Source organism: Caballeronia udeis (assembly GCF_001544555.2).
GTDB classification, from domain to species: Bacteria; Pseudomonadota; Gammaproteobacteria; order Burkholderiales; family Burkholderiaceae; genus Caballeronia; species Caballeronia udeis.
In genome coordinates this window covers 17,245-33,512 of record NZ_FCOK02000059.1, presented here as the reverse complement: position 1 = coordinate 33,512, position 16,268 = coordinate 17,245, and the positions used below count along the sequence as shown (strand labels likewise).

General features: G+C 60.3%; 13 protein-coding genes. 7 read left to right on the top strand and 6 right to left on the bottom strand.

The features are described 5' to 3' along the window. Positions 1 to 178 precede the first annotated feature (178 nt). Positions 179 to 2,545 (bottom strand): DNA polymerase II, encoded by a 2,367-nt coding sequence (locus tag AWB69_RS31715; protein ID WP_062090778.1) that lies wholly within the window; start codon positions 2,543 to 2,545, stop codon positions 179 to 181. Between the two features lie 96 nt (positions 2,546 to 2,641). Then, positions 2,642 to 4,006, bottom strand: coding sequence for an LLM class flavin-dependent oxidoreductase (locus AWB69_RS31710; protein WP_062090777.1), 1,365 nt, complete (start codon positions 4,004 to 4,006; stop codon positions 2,642 to 2,644). 383 nt (positions 4,007 to 4,389) lie between these two features. On the opposite strand from AWB69_RS31710, the gene AWB69_RS31705 reads away from it, so the two are divergent. Further along, positions 4,390 to 5,688 (top strand): acyl-CoA dehydrogenase family protein, encoded by a 1,299-nt coding sequence (locus tag AWB69_RS31705; RefSeq protein ID WP_082913669.1) that lies wholly within the window; start codon positions 4,390 to 4,392, stop codon positions 5,686 to 5,688. Positions 5,689 to 5,830: 142 nt separating this feature from the next. Here AWB69_RS31705 and AWB69_RS31700 read toward each other — a convergent pair whose 3' ends face one another. Further along, a complete protein-coding gene (locus tag AWB69_RS31700) occupies positions 5,831 to 6,034 on the bottom strand; it encodes a cold-shock protein (protein ID WP_031356584.1) in 204 nt (67 codons plus the stop codon). A gap of 95 nt (positions 6,035 to 6,129) precedes the next feature. On the opposite strand from AWB69_RS31700, the gene AWB69_RS49735 reads away from it, so the two are divergent. After that, complete coding sequence (locus AWB69_RS49735) at positions 6,130 to 6,312, top strand: hypothetical protein (RefSeq protein ID WP_156529029.1); 183 nt, start codon at positions 6,130 to 6,132, stop codon at positions 6,310 to 6,312. A 437-nt stretch (positions 6,313 to 6,749) separates the two neighbouring features. Here AWB69_RS49735 and AWB69_RS31690 read toward each other — a convergent pair whose 3' ends face one another. Both AWB69_RS31690 and AWB69_RS31685 read right to left on the bottom strand, forming a co-directional pair. Continuing rightward, positions 6,750 to 8,135, bottom strand: a complete 1,386-nt coding sequence (locus AWB69_RS31690) for an MmgE/PrpD family protein (protein ID WP_062090803.1) — start codon at positions 8,133 to 8,135, stop codon at positions 6,750 to 6,752. 74 nt (positions 8,136 to 8,209) lie between these two features. Then, a complete protein-coding gene (locus tag AWB69_RS31685) occupies positions 8,210 to 8,959 on the bottom strand; it encodes an FCD domain-containing protein (RefSeq protein ID WP_062090775.1) in 750 nt (249 codons plus the stop codon). 193 nt (positions 8,960 to 9,152) lie between these two features. Between AWB69_RS31685 and AWB69_RS31680 the strand changes: the two genes are divergently transcribed. From AWB69_RS31680 to AWB69_RS31670, 3 genes are all read left to right on the top strand, one after another. Continuing rightward, entirely contained in the window at positions 9,153 to 10,511 is a 1,359-nt protein-coding gene (locus AWB69_RS31680; RefSeq protein WP_062090774.1) for an MmgE/PrpD family protein, read from the top strand. A gap of 255 nt (positions 10,512 to 10,766) precedes the next feature. After that, positions 10,767 to 12,068, top strand: a complete 1,302-nt coding sequence (locus AWB69_RS31675; RefSeq protein ID WP_082913668.1) for an MFS transporter — start codon at positions 10,767 to 10,769, stop codon at positions 12,066 to 12,068. Beyond that, positions 12,065 to 12,817: an SDR family NAD(P)-dependent oxidoreductase gene (locus AWB69_RS31670; protein ID WP_062090773.1), complete on the top strand. Its 753-nt coding sequence runs from the start codon at positions 12,065 to 12,067 to the stop codon at positions 12,815 to 12,817. Before AWB69_RS31675 ends, AWB69_RS31670 begins: the two co-directional genes overlap by 4 nt. 250 nt (positions 12,818 to 13,067) lie before the next feature. Here AWB69_RS31670 and AWB69_RS31665 read toward each other — a convergent pair whose 3' ends face one another. Further along, positions 13,068 to 13,826 carry a GntR family transcriptional regulator gene (locus AWB69_RS31665; RefSeq protein WP_156529028.1) on the bottom strand — a complete coding sequence of 253 codons (759 nt, stop codon included), beginning with the start codon at positions 13,824 to 13,826 and terminating at the stop codon, positions 13,068 to 13,070. A gap of 69 nt (positions 13,827 to 13,895) precedes the next feature. On the opposite strand from AWB69_RS31665, the gene AWB69_RS31660 reads away from it, so the two are divergent. Both AWB69_RS31660 and AWB69_RS31655 read left to right on the top strand, forming a co-directional pair. Next, entirely contained in the window at positions 13,896 to 14,141 is a 246-nt protein-coding gene (locus tag AWB69_RS31660; protein ID WP_156529027.1) for a hypothetical protein, read from the top strand. A 185-nt stretch (positions 14,142 to 14,326) separates the two neighbouring features. Beyond that, a complete protein-coding gene (locus AWB69_RS31655; RefSeq protein ID WP_062090770.1) occupies positions 14,327 to 16,267 on the top strand; it encodes a sensor histidine kinase in 1,941 nt (646 codons plus the stop codon). Position 16,268 lies beyond the last annotated feature (1 nt).

Below are 16,268 nucleotides of genomic sequence, written 5' to 3'. Positions count from 1 at the left end.
CTGCGGGATGACGACCTATGGCTGGCGCGCAAGCAGGCAAGCATGCGCCGAAGCGGATAAAACCGGCGCCCGTGGTTGCATCCACCTGACAGGCGCTAGCGAGATGACCAACCTGTGTTACACCGCGCAATGAATTTCCCCACAGCCTTGCCAACAATTTCTGTGGGTATCCTCACCGCTAAAACAACTCGTGCTGACCGGAAACCAGCGCCTGAAACTCGCTTCGCAAAAGCGGCAGGATAGCGTCGGCAATAGGCTGCAACTGCCGTGTCAGGTAGTGATCGTAGTCAATGGCCGACCGCAGGGTTTCAAGCGGTTCCGGTCCCGCGCTGGTCATCACATAGTTGATCCAGCCGCCGCGTTGATACTGCAACGGCCGGCCGCGCTCGCGGTTGAATTCATCGGCCATGCGAGCCGCTCGGACATGCGGCGGCACGTTGCGCTCATACGCATCCAGCGGCCGCCGAAGGCGCTTTCTATACACGAGCAGTTCATCAAATTCGCCGCTAAGCGTTCGTCGCACGTAGTCACGAACATAGTCCTGATACGGCTCACCTTTGAAGATTCGCAAATAGAGTTCCCGCTGGAACCGCTGCGCAAGTGGCGTCCAATCGCTGCGAACAGTTTCGAGTCCCTTGTAGACCACCTCTTCGCCGCCGTCGGGCAGAAGGCTAAGACCGGCGTAACGCTTCTTGCTGCCTTCTTCCGCGCCACGAATCGTGGGCATGAAAAAACGCCGGTAGTGTCGTTCGAATTGCAGCTCAAGCGCGCTCTCCAGCCCGAAGCGTTCCCGTACATGATCTTGCCACCATGCATTCACATGCTTGACGAGCTGCCCGCCAATACGCGCCGCTTCTTCCTCGCTGCGAGCCTGCTTCAACCAGACGAATGTGGAATCCGTATCGCCATAAATCACTTCGTATCCTTCGGCTTCAATCAGCTCACGCGTCTTGCGCATGATTTCATGCCCGCGCATGGTGATGGATGACGCAAGGCGAGGGTCGAAGAAGCGGCAGCCCGTGGAACCCAGCACGCCATAGAACGCGTTCATGATGATCTTCAACGCTTGCGAGAGCGGCTTGTTGTGCTCGCGCTTGGCTTCCTCGCGTCCTTTCCAGACCTGCTCGACGATGGCCGGCAAACTATGACGCGTGCGTGAGAAGCGCGCGCCGAGAAAACCCGGCACCGAGTGCTGATCGTCGGGATGCCGCAGACCGTCCACCAGCCCGACGGGATCGATAAGGAAGGTGCGAATGATCGATGGGTACAGGCTTTTATAGTCGAGGACCAGCACGGAGTCGTAAAGGCCCGGACGCGAATTCATCACGAATCCGCCGGGGCTTGCCGCCCCGGCGACATCGCCCAGATTGGGCGCGACGAACCCTTGCCGATGCATCCGCGGCATATACAAGTGCGTAAAAGCAGCCACTGATCCACCGCTGCGGTCCGCAGGCAGACCCGTGACGGTTGCGCGCTCGAGCAGGAAGGGCAGCAGTTCCGTCTTCGCAAAGACCCGCGTCACCAGCTCGCAATCCTTCAGGTTGTAGCGTGCGAGAGCGGGCTTGTCTTCGTCGAAACGACGCTGGATTTCGTCCATCCGCTGGTAAGGGTTGTCGATGGCCTTGCCTTCACCCAGTACGGTCTGTGCAACATATTCGAGGCTGAATGAAGGGAAGGTCCACGTTGCTGACCTGAGCGCTTCAATACCATCGATCAGCAATCGTCCCGCCGCGCCCGCGAAGAAATGGTTTTGAGTGAGGCCGTGCTGCCGCCATTCCATCACGCTCCCGCCACGACCCAGCCGCAGTGGAACCTGGTACTGCTGCGAGTGCTCCTGCAATACGCGCAAATCGAACTGAACCAGGTTCCAGCCGATGATCGCGTCGGGATCATACTTCTCAAGCCACGCGTTGAGTTTTTCCAGCAGGAGAGGGCGGCTTTCGCAGTATTCAAGCTTGAAGTCGATGTCGCTGCTGTCCCCGTTGGGCGGTCCCAGCATATAAACCTGACGCTCGCCGCAGCCTTCGAGCGCGATGGAATATAGCTCGGCCTTCGCGCTGGTTTCTATGTCGAGCGACACCAGTTTCAACTTCGGCCGATAACCCGACGCGGGTTTCAACTCGCTGTTCAGAAGCGGACCGTCTCCATGAGACTCGCCGGTGAACACGACCGGCGCCGTGATGAAGCGCTCCATCATGTAGCGGTCCGGCGGAAAGACATCGGCTTCGTAGACATCGACGCCGCCCTGCTTCAAGCGCCTTTCCAACCCCGTCAGTTGCCGATACTGCTTGCTATAGAGGCCCAAGACCGGCCGATGGCTGAAGTCAACCAGATCCAGCGGGCGGAGTTCCACCTGCTTCTCGCGCTGTAGGACGGTTTCGGCGCGCTCGCGTTGCTCGGCTGGAATGAATGCCACCGAATCCTGCGGGCGCAGCCGCAGGTGGCGGGGACCCTCATCCGTCGCCAGCCAGAATTCGACCTCCGTCCCATCGGCGGTGTCCCGCCAGTGACGCGTCAGAATAAAACCTTGTTGATGCCCGCTCAGATGCCCGCCTTGGAAAATGTTTCCTTTCCAAGGATTTTAGTGGGTGCGCGGGTTCCGCGTGAGATTTGCCTCTATGCAGGGCTGGCCCCAATCCGCTCAGGCGGCTACCGCGCTGGCCTTCTCCGCCGAGTAACGGTTAACGGGCTGCGCAAGACCAAGATTCGCGCGCAGCGTCCGGCCCTCATACTCCGTGCGAAACAATCCACGGCGACGCAACTCCGGCAGTACCAGTTCGATGAAATCCGTCAGGCTGCCCGGCAGAACCGCGGGCATGATGTTGTAGCCGTCGGCGCCATGGTGGACGAAGCGTTCTTCCAGTTGATCCGCGATCTGCTCAGGCGTCCCGACCACTTGCCAATGTCCGCGTGCGCCCGCCACGCGCAGATAAAGCTGCCGAATCGTCAGGTTTTCGCGCCGTGCCAATTCAAGCGTGAGCAGTTGACGGCTCTTGCTCGCGTTTGTCTCTGGCAGCTCGGGAATCGGGCCATCGAGCGGGTAAGCCGACAGGTCGAAGCCACCGGTGAGACCCGAGACCAATGCGAGACCTACCGCCGGGTCAATCAGCGATTGCAGATGCTCGAACTTCTCGCGGGCCTCGCTTTCAGTCCGCCCGACAATGGGCATCACGCCGGGCATGATCTTCAGCTCATCCGGATGACGCCCGTGCTGGTCGAGGCGGCCTTTGACATCGGCATAAAAATCGATCGCGTCCTGAAGGGTTTGCTGCGCCGTGAAGATAACCTCGGCGGTGCGTGCGGCCAACGCCCGGCCGGCTTCCGATGATCCCGCCTGCACGACTACCGGCTGACCTTGCGGAGAGCGCGCGACGTTCAACGGCCCCTTGACCTGGAAGAAACGTCCTTTGTGATCGAGGACATGGCGTTTGGTGGGATCGAAGAAGCGGCCTTTCTCCTTGTCGCGCAAGAATGCATCGTCCTCCCAACTATCCCAGAGACGATCGACCACTTCCGCGAACTCGGTCGCCCGTTCATAGCGCTCCCCATGATCGAAATGCTTCTCGCGATTGAAGTTCTTCGCTTCGTGTTCATTCGACGAAGTAACGAGGTTCCATCCCGCGCGACCGCCGCTGATATGGTCGAGCGACGCAAACTTGCGGGCGATGTGATACGGCTCGTTGAAGCTGGTCGACGCCGTGCCGACCAGGCCAATGGTTTCTGTCACGGCAGCCAGTGCGGACAGCAGCGTGATGGGCTCGAACTGCGCGATGTAGCTGTGCGCGGTACGGCTCAGGAAGTCCAGGTTATCGCCACGGGTGCCCACGCCATCGGCGAGAAACACGAGATCGAATTTCGCTGCTTGCGCCGCTTGGGCGAGCTGCACGTAGTGCCGGAAATTCACGCCGGCGTCGGCCTGTGCGTCCGCGTGACGCCACGCGGCAATGTGATGTCCTGCGGGATAAAGAAAAGCGCCTAGGCGCAATTGTCCGGTTCGCTTGGCCATGGAGTGTGGGTTCGGGTTACTTCGTGAAAGGGGGCATCGTCAGGCATGAGCCCGATGATCCAGGTGCATGCTCAGGCGCTTTTGCGCCACAAGCGCTGGTTCTCGGGACGTGCCAGACCGAGATGCTCGCTTTGGATTCTTGACCGGACAGCCGTGTAACGCGACCAATAAATCCGCCGATCGATATACGTCAGAGCACTAAGGCAATAAACCGCATTCACCGCGCGGCATGAGGAACCAGCGAAGAACCAGCGAAGAACGACTTAAGAACAAGCCTGCAAAACCCGGCAAGCGCATATCGTTAGCACCTATCGTTCGTTGCCGGCGGCTTGGCGTGGCACTTATCCTCATCGTTCGCACCTGTGCAAATTGTGGAGAAGTGAATGACGACGTCAGCACCGGCGGACGCTGCGCTCGAAGCGCGTTTCGCGGAGATATTCGAGCAGATCGGCAAAGGCACCATAGAACGCGAGCAAGGCCGTGAACTCGCTCGCGATGCCGTCCAGAGTTTGAAAGACAGCGGTTTTACCGCCTTGCGGGTACCGCGCGAATATGGCGGCAGCGGCGTCTCGCTGCCGCAGTATTTCCGTCTGCTGACGCGTCTGGGCGAAGCCGATTCGAACCTGCCGCAGATCATTCGCGCGCATTCCGGTTTCATCGAGCAGCAACTCGAATCCGGCGATGACGCAACCCGCGAGCGCTGGCTGGGTCGTGTCGCGAAAGGGGAGACAATTGGCGCGGCTACATCGGAGCGCACCGGCTCCACGCACAACAGCGTGACCGTCACGCCCGACGCAGACGCGGGCTTTGTTCTCCTGAACGGGGAGAAGTACTACAGCACGGGTACGCTCTATTCGGAATGGATCAACGTAGCTGCGCACGACGCGCAGACCGATCTCCACGTGCTGGTTCGAAGCGATGCGCCGGGTGTCGCGCGTACCGACGACTGGGACGGTTTCGGCCAGCGCCTGACCGCTAGCGGTACAACACGTTTTGATAACGTGCGGGTTCCCGTCGATCAGATCCTGTCGCGCTACAAGGCCTCGGAGCCGCGTCGCAATTCGTTGCTTACCGCGTTCTACCAGGCCGTGCATCTGGCTACGCTTGCAGGTATCGCACGCGCGGTTTTGCGCGACGGCGTGGCCTTCGTTCAGGGCCGTACACGCACGTTCGGCGTAGCGGGGCAGTCGAGCCCGCGTGACAATCCGCTCGTGCATCGCGTAGTGGGGCGCCTGGCGAGTCTCGCGTATTCGGCTGAAGCGCTGGTTGAGTCAGTAGCCTCGGCGCTCGACCGGGTGCATCGGGCGCGCAACGCTGGCGTGGCGACGACGGCGGACTACATTGCCGTCGATATCGAAGCCTATCAGGCGCAGCAAATTGTGCTGGAGCAAGTGCTTGAGGCAGCCACGCTGCTATTCGAAGTGGGCGGGGCGTCGGCCACGAGCGAAGCACGCCGGCTTGATCGACATTGGCGTAACGCACGCGTCATTGCATCGCATAATCCGGCGATCCAGCGGGAGGCTGCCATCGGCAATTATCATTTGAATGGGACTGCGCCCGAGGAGCGATTCAGCCTGTCGCATTCCGCCGCGGATACGGCCGTGCCCGCCTTCAAACAAGGCGCGGTACAGGGTGGAAAAACGGTGGTGCAAGACGATACATTCGCCAGGACTGGCAGATAGATAGGGATAGAGCGAAGCGCGGAGTCTTTGACCGTGTGTTGGCACGCAAAAACCCTGCTACGGGGCGTGGCCAAGGATGGCCGCGCCCCGTTTTCATCCGCGGGACGGATGAAAACCGGCCGCCGTGACGGCCGGATAAAACTTAGGCCGGCACGATGTTCGATGCCTGCTTGCCCTTGGGCCCCTGTTTTACCTCAAACGTTACCTTCTGATTTTCCTGAAGGCTCTTGAAGCCTTCTGCCTTGATTTCCGAAAAGTGTGCGAACAGATCTTCGCCGCCGTCATCGGGTGTGATGAAGCCGAAGCCTTTTGCATCGTTGAACCATTTGACCGTACCGGTTGCCATGAGCGTATCCAAAATTTAGAGCTAACGAGTGAGAATAAAACCAGAGCGCCGAGCCGCGTCGCATTGCAATGTTGTGACAAGACTTCTCTAAGTCCATGAGCGCGTCCGTAACAATAGTTGCTGCGGCGCTATGCGCTTTTGGAATTATGGCGAATCAATTGTACGCCGTGCCAATAATTATTGAAGCTTTCCAAACCGGAAAAGCAGAAATGGCTGCGGAATATGAAATTCAGGCGCGGAGCGAAGTGGCACTCAGCCCAAATAATGGACGTGGTTAAAGGTCTTATCGCGCTTATCGATGGCCTGTCCGGCAAACGGGTTCTCCCCATTGGGGCCGCAGGCGATCACCGGTATGGCGGAATTTCCCTTAACGAATGCGAAATGCAAGTCATTTACCGTACCGGCAATTCGGCGCTGTTAGCTCGGAAGTAAATTTTATCCGACAGAAATTCAATTGCAGCGTTGCGACCGGACGACTTTACCGGTTCAATGAAAAACCGAACCTGTTGCGGCAACAAAAAGCGCTATTGGACGGCTTTATCAAGCAGCCTGCGAGCCGTGAGCAGATCTTGACGCCGGGGACGAACGCATTGCCACGATAAGTGGCATCAGTGAAGCCGGCAGTGAAGCCGGCAATGCCGAAGTGCAGCAAAACTCCGCTTCCCAATCATCCGAAGGTAAGGGGGCGTTGTGAGCGTCACCCGTATCGATCGGGTTATTGCCGGAACCGTACGATCGAGCCGACTGCCGGCTCGTCGAACACCGTCTCGCACCATACGCGCGCCTCGTCGGCGAGTGCTGCGCTCCAGCCGCCGTGCTGCGCGTTGTCGGTGAATTTGGCCGCGAGTTCGGAACGCGACAGCGGTTCGCGCGTACCGCCGCGCATATGCGGCTGATGCACTTCCTGAACTGTGCCGTCGTTGAGCGTCGCGCGCAGATGGCCGGTGAAATTGGCCGGATACTCGTTGTCCGGATCGATCACGTAGCGGATCTTGCCGGCCAGCGCGAGCACCGCCGGATCGTGAATGCGCGTTTCGGTGAACTGGCTGAAGCCCGCCTTGCGATCAAAGAAACCCACGGCCATGCAGAAAGGTGTGCTGAATTTGGCGGCGTAAGCGGTCGGCGGCCGATGCTTGACGGCGAGCTCTTCCCACAAGCGATGCACCGTGCCTTCGCCGACTTCGCACACGATGTCGTGAATCTGGTCCGCTTGCACGCCACGCTCCGCGAGTGCGACGGCGCAATCGATATACGGCTGGGTCATCGTGCCGCACGCGTAGGGTTTGAACGCGATCGTCTCCATGATCCACGACGAGCCGAGCGTATCGAGCAGTGGAGAGAAATCGGGCGTGCGAGAGGGTGCGAACGCCTTGAAGAAGCCATGCTTGCCTTCGAGCACGGTGCGCGGGCCGTCGAAGCCGCCACGCGCCATCAGCGCAGCGCGAATGCCTGACTGCGCGGCCCATCCAGCGTGCATCCGCTTGGTCGACGTTCCTTCGGCCAGATACTCGATGATCCCCGCTGCCATGCTGCCCGCGATACCGAGCGCCGAGCTCGCCTGTTGCGCATTCAGACGCAGCGCAGCCGCGACGCCACCCGCTGCCGCGAGTGCGCCGATCACGGCGGTCGGATGGAAACCGGCGGTGTGGATCGCGCGCGGAGCGACGAGACTCAGTCGGCACATCAGTTCCGCGCCGACCGCGATGCCGCGCAACAATGCGTCGCCACCGAGTCCTTCGCGTTCGCACGCCGCAAGCACCGCAGGCACGACCACCGCACCCGAATGCACCGGACCGCCCTCGAAGGTGTCGTCGTAGTCTTCACCGTGCGCGGCGGTGCCGTTGATCAGTGCCGCATCGAATGCACTGAAACTATTCGCGTGGCCGAGCGCCGTGCAGGCGCCACCCGGATCGGTGGCCTGCAGCGTAGCGTGGATGTAGTCTTCGTCGCGGCCGGAGATGCACAAACCCGTCACATCGAGCAACAACAGACGGGCGATCTCGACCGTCTGAGCAGGCAACGCCGACGCTTGGGCACCGGCAATCCAGGCACCGAGTTTTTCGCCGACGATTCCGTGTCCTTCTGGTTTTTCAACGCTCATACGGGTGACCACTCCGAGTCGGTAATGAAATGCGTGCGTCTCCGTGTCACGCGCGTGCAAAGCGCGCTCCTTGGCTAGCGCCGATTGTCAGCAAGGGTGATTCGCGTCGACTCAGCGGCAACGACACCGGCAGCGGCTGCGGCTGCGGCGTCTTCCGCACTGTGCGCGCTGATCGCGCGCTGGAATCCCGCCTGCACGTGCTGACGCATCGCTATCGCAACGGCTTCGGGATCGCGGCGCGCGAGCGCGTCGAGAATCCGCCGGTGTTCGGTGTGCGACGCCTGTGAGCTGCCGACAATCGAAAAACCGCGTCGGCGCAGCAGATGCATTCGGTTGACCACCTGCCGGTACAGACCGAGCATTGTCGCGTTGCCCGACAGTTCGACCAGCCGGTCGTGGAACGCGATATTCAACGTGAAGTAATTGTTCAGCTCGCCGTGGATAGAGCTGGCTTCGAGCTGATCGAGCATCGCGTGCAGTTCCTGCAACTGCGCGTCGGTGATCTTCAACGCCAACTGGCGGCCGGCCATCTCGTCGAGCCCCGCGCGCACTTCGTAGAGTTCGGCGGCTTCGGTATCGGAAATCTCGCGGATGTAGACGCCGCGATTCTTTTCCAGCAACACGAGACCCGCTTCCTCGAGCGCGCGAAACGCTTCGCGCACCGGACTGCGGCTGATCTTCAAATGCTCGGCGAGATCCATCTCATTGAGCTTCATGCCGGCCTCAAGCTCGCCAGTCTTGATCCGACGGAGGATTTCATCCTGCACGAGACCGGACAGCGTGACTGAACGAAGCAACTCGAGCGAAGTGATGGAACGGGGCATGGGCGGGCCTGCATCTGGAAAGCGCACAGTGTACTACGCACATTGCATCTTGAAGATTGTCGACAACATACTATCTACAATACCCTCGCGCAACTGGAATCTTCCACTATTTGCGTATTGTCGACAATATGTACAATGCAATCTCGCACGCTACCGCTCCCCTTTCCATGCCTTCATTACCATTTACGATCCGATGACCCAAGCCGATCGCGTCACCCAAACCCTTGCGCGCTACCTTGTCAACGCGCGCGCCGACAACCTGCCGCAAGCCGTGCGCGACCATGCGGTGCGTACTTTCGTCAACTGGATGGGCTGTGCGGTCGGCGCGTCGCGGCATGAAGCAGTCGAGATCGCGATCGCGGCGCTCGCTCCGTTTGGCGGTCCTGCGCAGGCAACGGTACTCGGCCGCGCGGTGAAGGTTGACGTGCTGAGCGCCGCGCTCTTCAACGGCATCAGCTCGCACGTCTTCGACTTCGACGATACGCATCTGAAGACGGTGATTCATCCTGCGGGGCCGGTGGCGTCCGCGATTCTCGCGCTGGCTGAGTATCGTCCGGTCAGCGGCAAGGAGTTCATTCACGCGCTGGCGCTCGGCATCGAAACCGAATGCCGGATCGGCAACGCGGTCTATCCCGATCACTACGATATCGGCTGGCACATCACCGGCACGGCGGGCGTGTTCGGCGCGGCTGCTGCTGCGGGCAAGCTGCTCGGGCTCGACGAACAGCAGATGACCTGGGCCCTCGGGCTCGCGGCGACACAGCCGGTCGGCTTGCGCGAGATGTTCGGCACGATGACCAAGAGCTTCCATCCGGGTCGCGCGGCGCAGAACGGCCTGCTGTCGGCGTTGCTGGCGGCGCGTGGTTATACGAGTTCGGAGCAGGGCATCGAAGCGAAACGCGGCTGGGCGAACGTGATGAGTACGCATCGCAACTACGCCGAAATCACGGAAGGGCTCGGTGAACGTCATGAAAGTCTGTTGAATTCGTACAAGCCGTTTGCGTGCGGCATCGTGATCCATCCGGCGATCGACGGCTGCATCCAACTGCGCAACGAACATGCACTCGAGGCGGGCGCCATTGCGTCGGTGCTGCTGAAGGCGCATCCGCTGGTGCTCGAACTGACCGGCAAGCGCACGCCGAAGACCGGGCTCGACGGCAAGTTCAGCGTCTATCACTCGGCGGCAGTGGCGATCATCGACGGTCGTGCGGGTGAGCATCAATACAGTGATGCGGCCGTCCACGACACCGCGACAGTGCAACTGCGCGACAAGGTTACCGCCGAGGTCGATCCCGCGATGCCTGCCGACGCAGTTCACATCACGATCACGCTGACGAGCGGCGAGCGGCTCGAGAAGCATGTCGAGCACGCAATCGGCAGCATCGAGCGGCCGATGACCCATGACGATCTGGCCGCCAAGTTCACTGATCTGGTCGAACCGATTCTGGGCGGTGAACACGCCGCAAGCTTGCTTGAAGCCGGATGGAAGATGGGATCGCTGGAGAACATTGCCACGCTGGCCGATCTGGCACGCCCTGTCGAGAAGACGTAATACGCTGCTTGCAGTATCGATGGCGCGCGATCGCGGCGATGTTCGGTTCCTATCCGCCGGCGATCACCGCCGTCTCGCTGATCTATCTGGTCGGTCTATTTTGCGTGAAGTGGGCACGGGAAACAGCCTGTCAGGCATTGCAGAAATAATCCTACGCATTCCGAATTAAGACGATCGCGCTTCGGAAGAGAATCGGCGGCAATCGACACTGAAGGAGCAAACCATGCACCATGGCAACCGGCAGGGCGGTTCACGATGAAATCGAAAGCAGGCATGTTCACCGGTACCACGGGCAGAGTGTTTCTGCTGATCTGCGCGATGTATTTCATCGAGTACGTCGACCGGGTGAATCTCTCCATCGCGGCGCCGCTGCTGAAGTCGGAGATGCATCTGTCAAACACGCAGCTTGGCATCGCATTCTCGGCGTTCGGTTATTGCTACGCGATCTTTCAGGTGATCAATGGCTATCTTGGTGACCGGATCGGACCGCGCCGGATGCTGGCGTTCTCGGGCATCCTGTGGGCACTCGGCACACTCGCGACCGGTGTGACCGGCGGCCTCGCGACGCTGGTGCTCTCGCGCGCGCTGGTCGGTCTCGGCGAAGCCGGCACCATTCCGAACGCCACGCGCGCGATGGCCAACTGGGTCCCGGTGGCAAGACGTGGCTTCGCACAGGGCTTCACGCACTCAGCCGCGCGCTCGGCGGCCGCCGTTACGCCGCCGCTACTCGTGCTGATGATTCCGCTGCTCGGCTGGCGGGGCGCATTTATCGCGCTCGGTTGCGTCAGCGCGGTCTGGGTGATTGCATGGGCGCTGTATTTTCGCGACGACCCGCGCGCGCATCCGTCGATCACCGCCGCCGAAGTCGATGCATTGCCGCCGTATGCCGGCCCGCGCCATCGCACGTCGGTGCCATGGTGGCCGCTGATTCGACGCATCATGCCGGTCACGCTGGTGTTCTTTTGTCACGCGTGGACGTTGTGGCTCTATTTGAGCTGGCTGCCAAGCTTCTTCGTCGGCGTGTATGGCATCGATCTGAAGACCACGGCGCTGTTTACGTCGGGCGTGTTTCTCGCCGGGGTGATCGGCGATACGGCGGGCGGCTTGCTGACCGACGCGATCTATCGACGCACCGGCAATCTGAACAACGCGCGCCGCAACGTAATCATCATGGGCTTCGCGGGCTCGCTGCTGTTTCTCGCATGCGTACTGTTCGTGCGCGACCGAACCGTCATCGTGCTGTGTCTTGCTGCGGCGTTGTTCTGTCTCGAATCGACCGAAGGACCGATCTGGGCCGTGCCGATGGATATCGCGCCGGCCTATGCGGGCGTTGCGAGTGGCTTCGTCAGCACGGCGGCCGGTCTCGCGGCGGTCGTGTCACCGGTCGCGTTCGGCCTGATCACCGACATGACGGGCAGCTATCGCTTGCCATTCGTAATGTCGATTGCGCTGCTGCTGGTCGGCATTGCGCTGTCATTCTGGATTCGTCCCGACCGGCCGCTGCAAGGCAGCGCAGAATCGAAGTTATCTACGGAATCCCTGGGAGTGCATTCATGAAAGCAGAAATCAGCGGCGTCGCGGTCGTCACCGGGGCGGCGCGCAACATCGGCCGCGAGATCGCGTTGGAACTCGCGGCGGCGGGCAATGCGGTGATCGTCAATGCGCGCACTTCCGCTGCCGAGGCCGCCGAAGTCGTGCGTGCGATCGAAACAGCGGGGGGGCGCGCGGCCGCGCATCTGGCCGACGTCAGCGAACCGGCGGGCGCGCAAAGCCTGGTGGAAGCCGCGATTCACCATTTCGGGCAGATCGACATTCTCATCAACAACGCCGCCGTGCGTCGCGAAGTGCCGTTTGAGGAACTGGATTTCCCGCGCTGGCGCGAAGTGATGTCGGTGATTCTCGACGGCGCGTATCTCTGCGCGCACGCAGCATTGCCTTATTTGCGGCAATCGAAGGCCGGTGCGATCGTCAATATCGGCGGCATGTCCGCGCATGCGGGTTCGGCGGGACGCGCGCACGTCATCGCGGCGAAGGCGGGCCTGGTGGGTTTGACGCGAGCACTGGCGCACGATCTGGGTCCGGACGGCATCACGGTCAATTGCGTGGTGCCCGGCTTGATCGCGACCGTGCGCGGCGGCTCGGCTGGCAACAGCGAACCTGCGCACCACGCTGAACGCACCACGTTGCTCGGCCGGCGCGGCCAGCCCGACGAAGTCGCGAGCCTCGTGCAGTTTCTGTGCGGCCCGACAGCACGCTATGTGACCGGCCAGGCGATTCATGCGAACGGCGGGGCTTTTCTAGGCTGACCGTTCTGACTGCGGCACCGCACACGTCACCCGCGCCGCTGTCGACCCGCTTCACGTCAAACCCGGGGTCGCGGTCTTCGTTGGAGGACTGCTTATACAGTGACGAAAATGTATTTAGTATTTCTATATATATGTGAGTTTTTCGCGCAAGTAAATCATGAAGAGCTGCCGATCAGATGGACTGCCGGGGCGTTTCTCTGCGGATGAAAAATTAATGCGCCGGGTGATATTCAATCAAAAGGGTGAAGGGTTAGCCTACAGTTTCCTTCAACACCTCAGTTGCAGCTTCGCAAGCGCCGCGCAGTTGCTCGCGCATCAGGTCTTGCACACTTGCATCGCCCGCCGCAATTGCATCCTTGATCTTTACCGCCTGGTCGAACGACATGCGCATCCGTCCCCCCCGCGACATGGCTATACGCCGCAGGCGCCGAACCGGCCCGATCAGGCTTGCATGCGTAGCCTGCAAAGCACGATTGTCGGCAAGCGTCATCACGATGGAATAAAAACGATCGAGCGCATCCACATAAGCGGTGACGTCTTCGGCGACTACACCCTTGCGCATTTCTTCGATCACATCTTCCAGTTGCGCCCGCCCCAGTGCGGTGATGTTCTGCGCGCACAGTTGCACGGCAAGACACTCGAGCGCCGCGCGCACGGTGTAGATCTCTGCCACGTCGCGCAGCGTCACCGAGCGTACGAACGCGCCCACTCGCGCTACAACCGTCACAAGCCCCTCGCGTTCGAGTTGCGCGAACGCCTCACGCATTGGTGTCCGGCTGACGTTCAACTGCTTCGCCAACTGCACCTCCGAGAGCCGGCTTCCCGGTGCGAGCACGCCTTCCACGATCGCTTCCCGCAGAGCAGGCACCACCACGCCGTCGCTGAGCGAGTCGCTGGATGCATCGGCCGTGTGCATCCGTGCGTGATATTTGCGGCCGATGGCATCGAGCACCTGGTCCGGCCCTTCGACGGTTTCTCCCGCCAGCGTGCCTTTCGTTGCAGAGGCCATTGACATTCCATTATTCAGTGAATACGCTGTATACAATAACTATAAAATAATTATATAGCAGGAGGCGACTTGCATAACACATCTTTGCCGCACCCGGCCACGATCGACCGGGCCGGCACGGTTCTGACTTTCACTCTCAATCATGCCGGCACCGGCAATGCAGTCATCGGGTCGCGGTCGGCGCGATGGCACGGTGAAGCGACCATGCCGGCAGCGCGCGTCTTGCGCATTCCGGATTCGGCGACGTCTCCTGCACACATGGCGAACGCGCCGCCAACGACGCAGAACCTATCCGCCGCGAAGTCTCGCGCCTGATCAAGTTAAAGCGCTGTCGCGGTGAATGGCGCGGCGTTTATCGGTGCGGAGCGGATATGCGTGTGCGGGCGGTTCTCCGCGCCATTGCTTATATCACCCAGTGGGCGATGCCCCGTGCGGCCGCCCGGAGAACGAGCGATCCGGCTTGCTGCATTGTTGCGTCGCTGCATTAGCGAGAGCTGCCTATGTCACGCGGTGGCGTTAATCCCGGGTTGGAAGGAGGCGATCGGCCGGTGCGCAGCTGGCTCGGCCAGCACGTGCATGCTCTGCAATGGTTGAAGAGATATGCCGGAGTCGTGCTGCTCATTGCTGCGGGTATCTACTGGTCTTATCAATACGCCGAGCAACTCGGCATCGAGACTATTCGGCGCGCGGCGGTCCATCGCATCGATATCTACGACACTGCACTAAAGAGCGAATTGGCACGTTATGCCTACTTGCCGTCGCTCGTGAACCTCAATCCGGAAGTGGTGCGACTGTTGGTCGAGCCCAACAATGCCGCGCTCACCGGGCGGGTCAATCAATATTTAGCCGCGGTCAATCGGGGGGCGCACTCGGATACGCTGTACATCATGGATGTACAGGGCAACACGCTGGCGTCGAGTAACTGGGACCAGCCCTACAGTTTCGTCGGAATTAACTACGGCTACAGACCTTATTTTCAGAACGCGCTCTCGACGGGCAGTGGCACGTTCTACGGCCTGGGGGCCGCAAGCAAGGAAGCTGGCTACTTCTATGCCGAGCGAATCTACGCCAGCGGAAAGGTCGTTGGCATCGCGACCGTCAAGATCAACCTCAGCAAGATCGAGCAAATTTGGCAGCGTGCGGGCGATACGGCAACGCTCAGCGATATGCACGGCGTTATTTTTCTATCGACTCAGGACCGCTGGAGGTTCAAGTCACTCAGCGTCTTATCGGCGCAAGCGCGCGCGGCGATCATTGCCAACCATCAATATGATGCTCCGGGCGCACTGGAACCAGTCGGCTTGATCATGCAAGAGCCGGCAGGGGACACGGCCAATATATCCAGGTTCGCGCCTAAGGCCAGTCCGGGCCCACACGCCCCGGCTTTTCTAAGATCCCGCTTTTTGCTGTTGAGCCGCCCGGTGCCTGATACAAGCTGGACGATAAGCACGCTGTCCGACATCACGCCGGCAGAAGTATCGGCAGCGAACGTCGCCCTTGGGGTCGGGTTGGGGATGACGTTGGTGATGGTTTTCATTTTGTATCTTTTGCAGCGGCGGCGGATCGTCGCGCAGGAACTTGCGGCCAAGGAAAACCTGCACCACATGAATGAGGAACTTGAACGCAAGGTGGCGCGCCGAACCGATGCGTTGAATCGAATCAACAAGACGTTGAAGATTGAGATTTCGGAACGCCGGCGTGCAGAAGCCGTACTCAAATCGACATTGCAGGAGTTGGTGCAGGCCGGAAAAATGGCTGCGCTTGGGCAGATGTCCGCAAGCATCACACATGAACTGAACCAGCCTTTGGCAGCGCTACGGACGTTGTCGTCGAACGCGTTGATGTTCATGCAGCGGCTTGAATTCGACGAGGCGCGTCAAAACCTGCGGGTCATTTGCGACATGACCGAACGCATGGGAAAAATCACCAGCCAGCTCAAACGCTTTGCGCGCAAATCGCCCACTTACCTCGAACGGGTCCTGATCGGCTCAGCCATTTCCAACGCCATCTTCCTGCTTGATGCCCGGATTCGCAGCGGCAATGTCGAGTTAGTGCGCGAAGAGCCAGAAGATAGTGTGTACGCGATCGCGGAACCTAACCGGCTTGAGCAGGTATTTATCAATCTGATTAGTAATGCACTGGATGCGATGACCGAAATCGACATCGACGGCCCGGCTCGGGCGCGCGTGCTGACAATTATCGTCTGTGACGAAGCGGATCACGTTTCGATCGGCGTGCGCGATACCGGCACGGGCATATCGGACGAGGTACGAAATCACTTGTTCGAGCCGTTTTTTACGACTAAAGACAAGGGCGAAGGGTTGGGATTGGGTTTGACGATTTCGATCGGCATCATCCAGGAGTTCGGAGGAACCCTGGTCGCCCAAAACAGACCAGACGGCACTGAATTCACCGTCAGGCTAAAACGGACCACACTGTGAG

What these genes read in the sequence shown, in the direction of transcription:
- AWB69_RS31655 (WP_062090770.1), top strand. Translation starts at nt 14,327, where the DNA reads ATGTCACGCGGTGGCGTTAATCCCGGGTTGGAAGGAGGCGATCGGCCG.
- AWB69_RS31685 (WP_062090775.1), bottom strand. Translation starts at nt 8,959, where the DNA reads ATGCCCCGTTCCATCACTTCGCTCGAGTTGCTTCGTTCAGTCACGCTG.
- AWB69_RS31675 (WP_082913668.1), top strand. Translation starts at nt 10,767, where the DNA reads ATGAAATCGAAAGCAGGCATGTTCACCGGTACCACGGGCAGAGTGTTT.
- AWB69_RS49735 (WP_156529029.1), top strand. Translation starts at nt 6,130, where the DNA reads ATGAGCGCGTCCGTAACAATAGTTGCTGCGGCGCTATGCGCTTTTGGA.
- AWB69_RS31705 (WP_082913669.1), top strand. Translation starts at nt 4,390, where the DNA reads ATGACGACGTCAGCACCGGCGGACGCTGCGCTCGAAGCGCGTTTCGCG.
- AWB69_RS31665 (WP_156529028.1), bottom strand. Translation starts at nt 13,826, where the DNA reads ATGGCCTCTGCAACGAAAGGCACGCTGGCGGGAGAAACCGTCGAAGGG.
- AWB69_RS31700 (WP_031356584.1), bottom strand. Translation starts at nt 6,034, where the DNA reads ATGGCAACCGGTACGGTCAAATGGTTCAACGATGCAAAAGGCTTCGGC.
- AWB69_RS31670 (WP_062090773.1), top strand. Translation starts at nt 12,065, where the DNA reads ATGAAAGCAGAAATCAGCGGCGTCGCGGTCGTCACCGGGGCGGCGCGC.
- AWB69_RS31690 (WP_062090803.1), bottom strand. Translation starts at nt 8,135, where the DNA reads ATGAGCGTTGAAAAACCAGAAGGACACGGAATCGTCGGCGAAAAACTC.
- AWB69_RS31710 (WP_062090777.1), bottom strand. Translation starts at nt 4,006, where the DNA reads ATGGCCAAGCGAACCGGACAATTGCGCCTAGGCGCTTTTCTTTATCCC.
- AWB69_RS31680 (WP_062090774.1), top strand. Translation starts at nt 9,153, where the DNA reads ATGACCCAAGCCGATCGCGTCACCCAAACCCTTGCGCGCTACCTTGTC.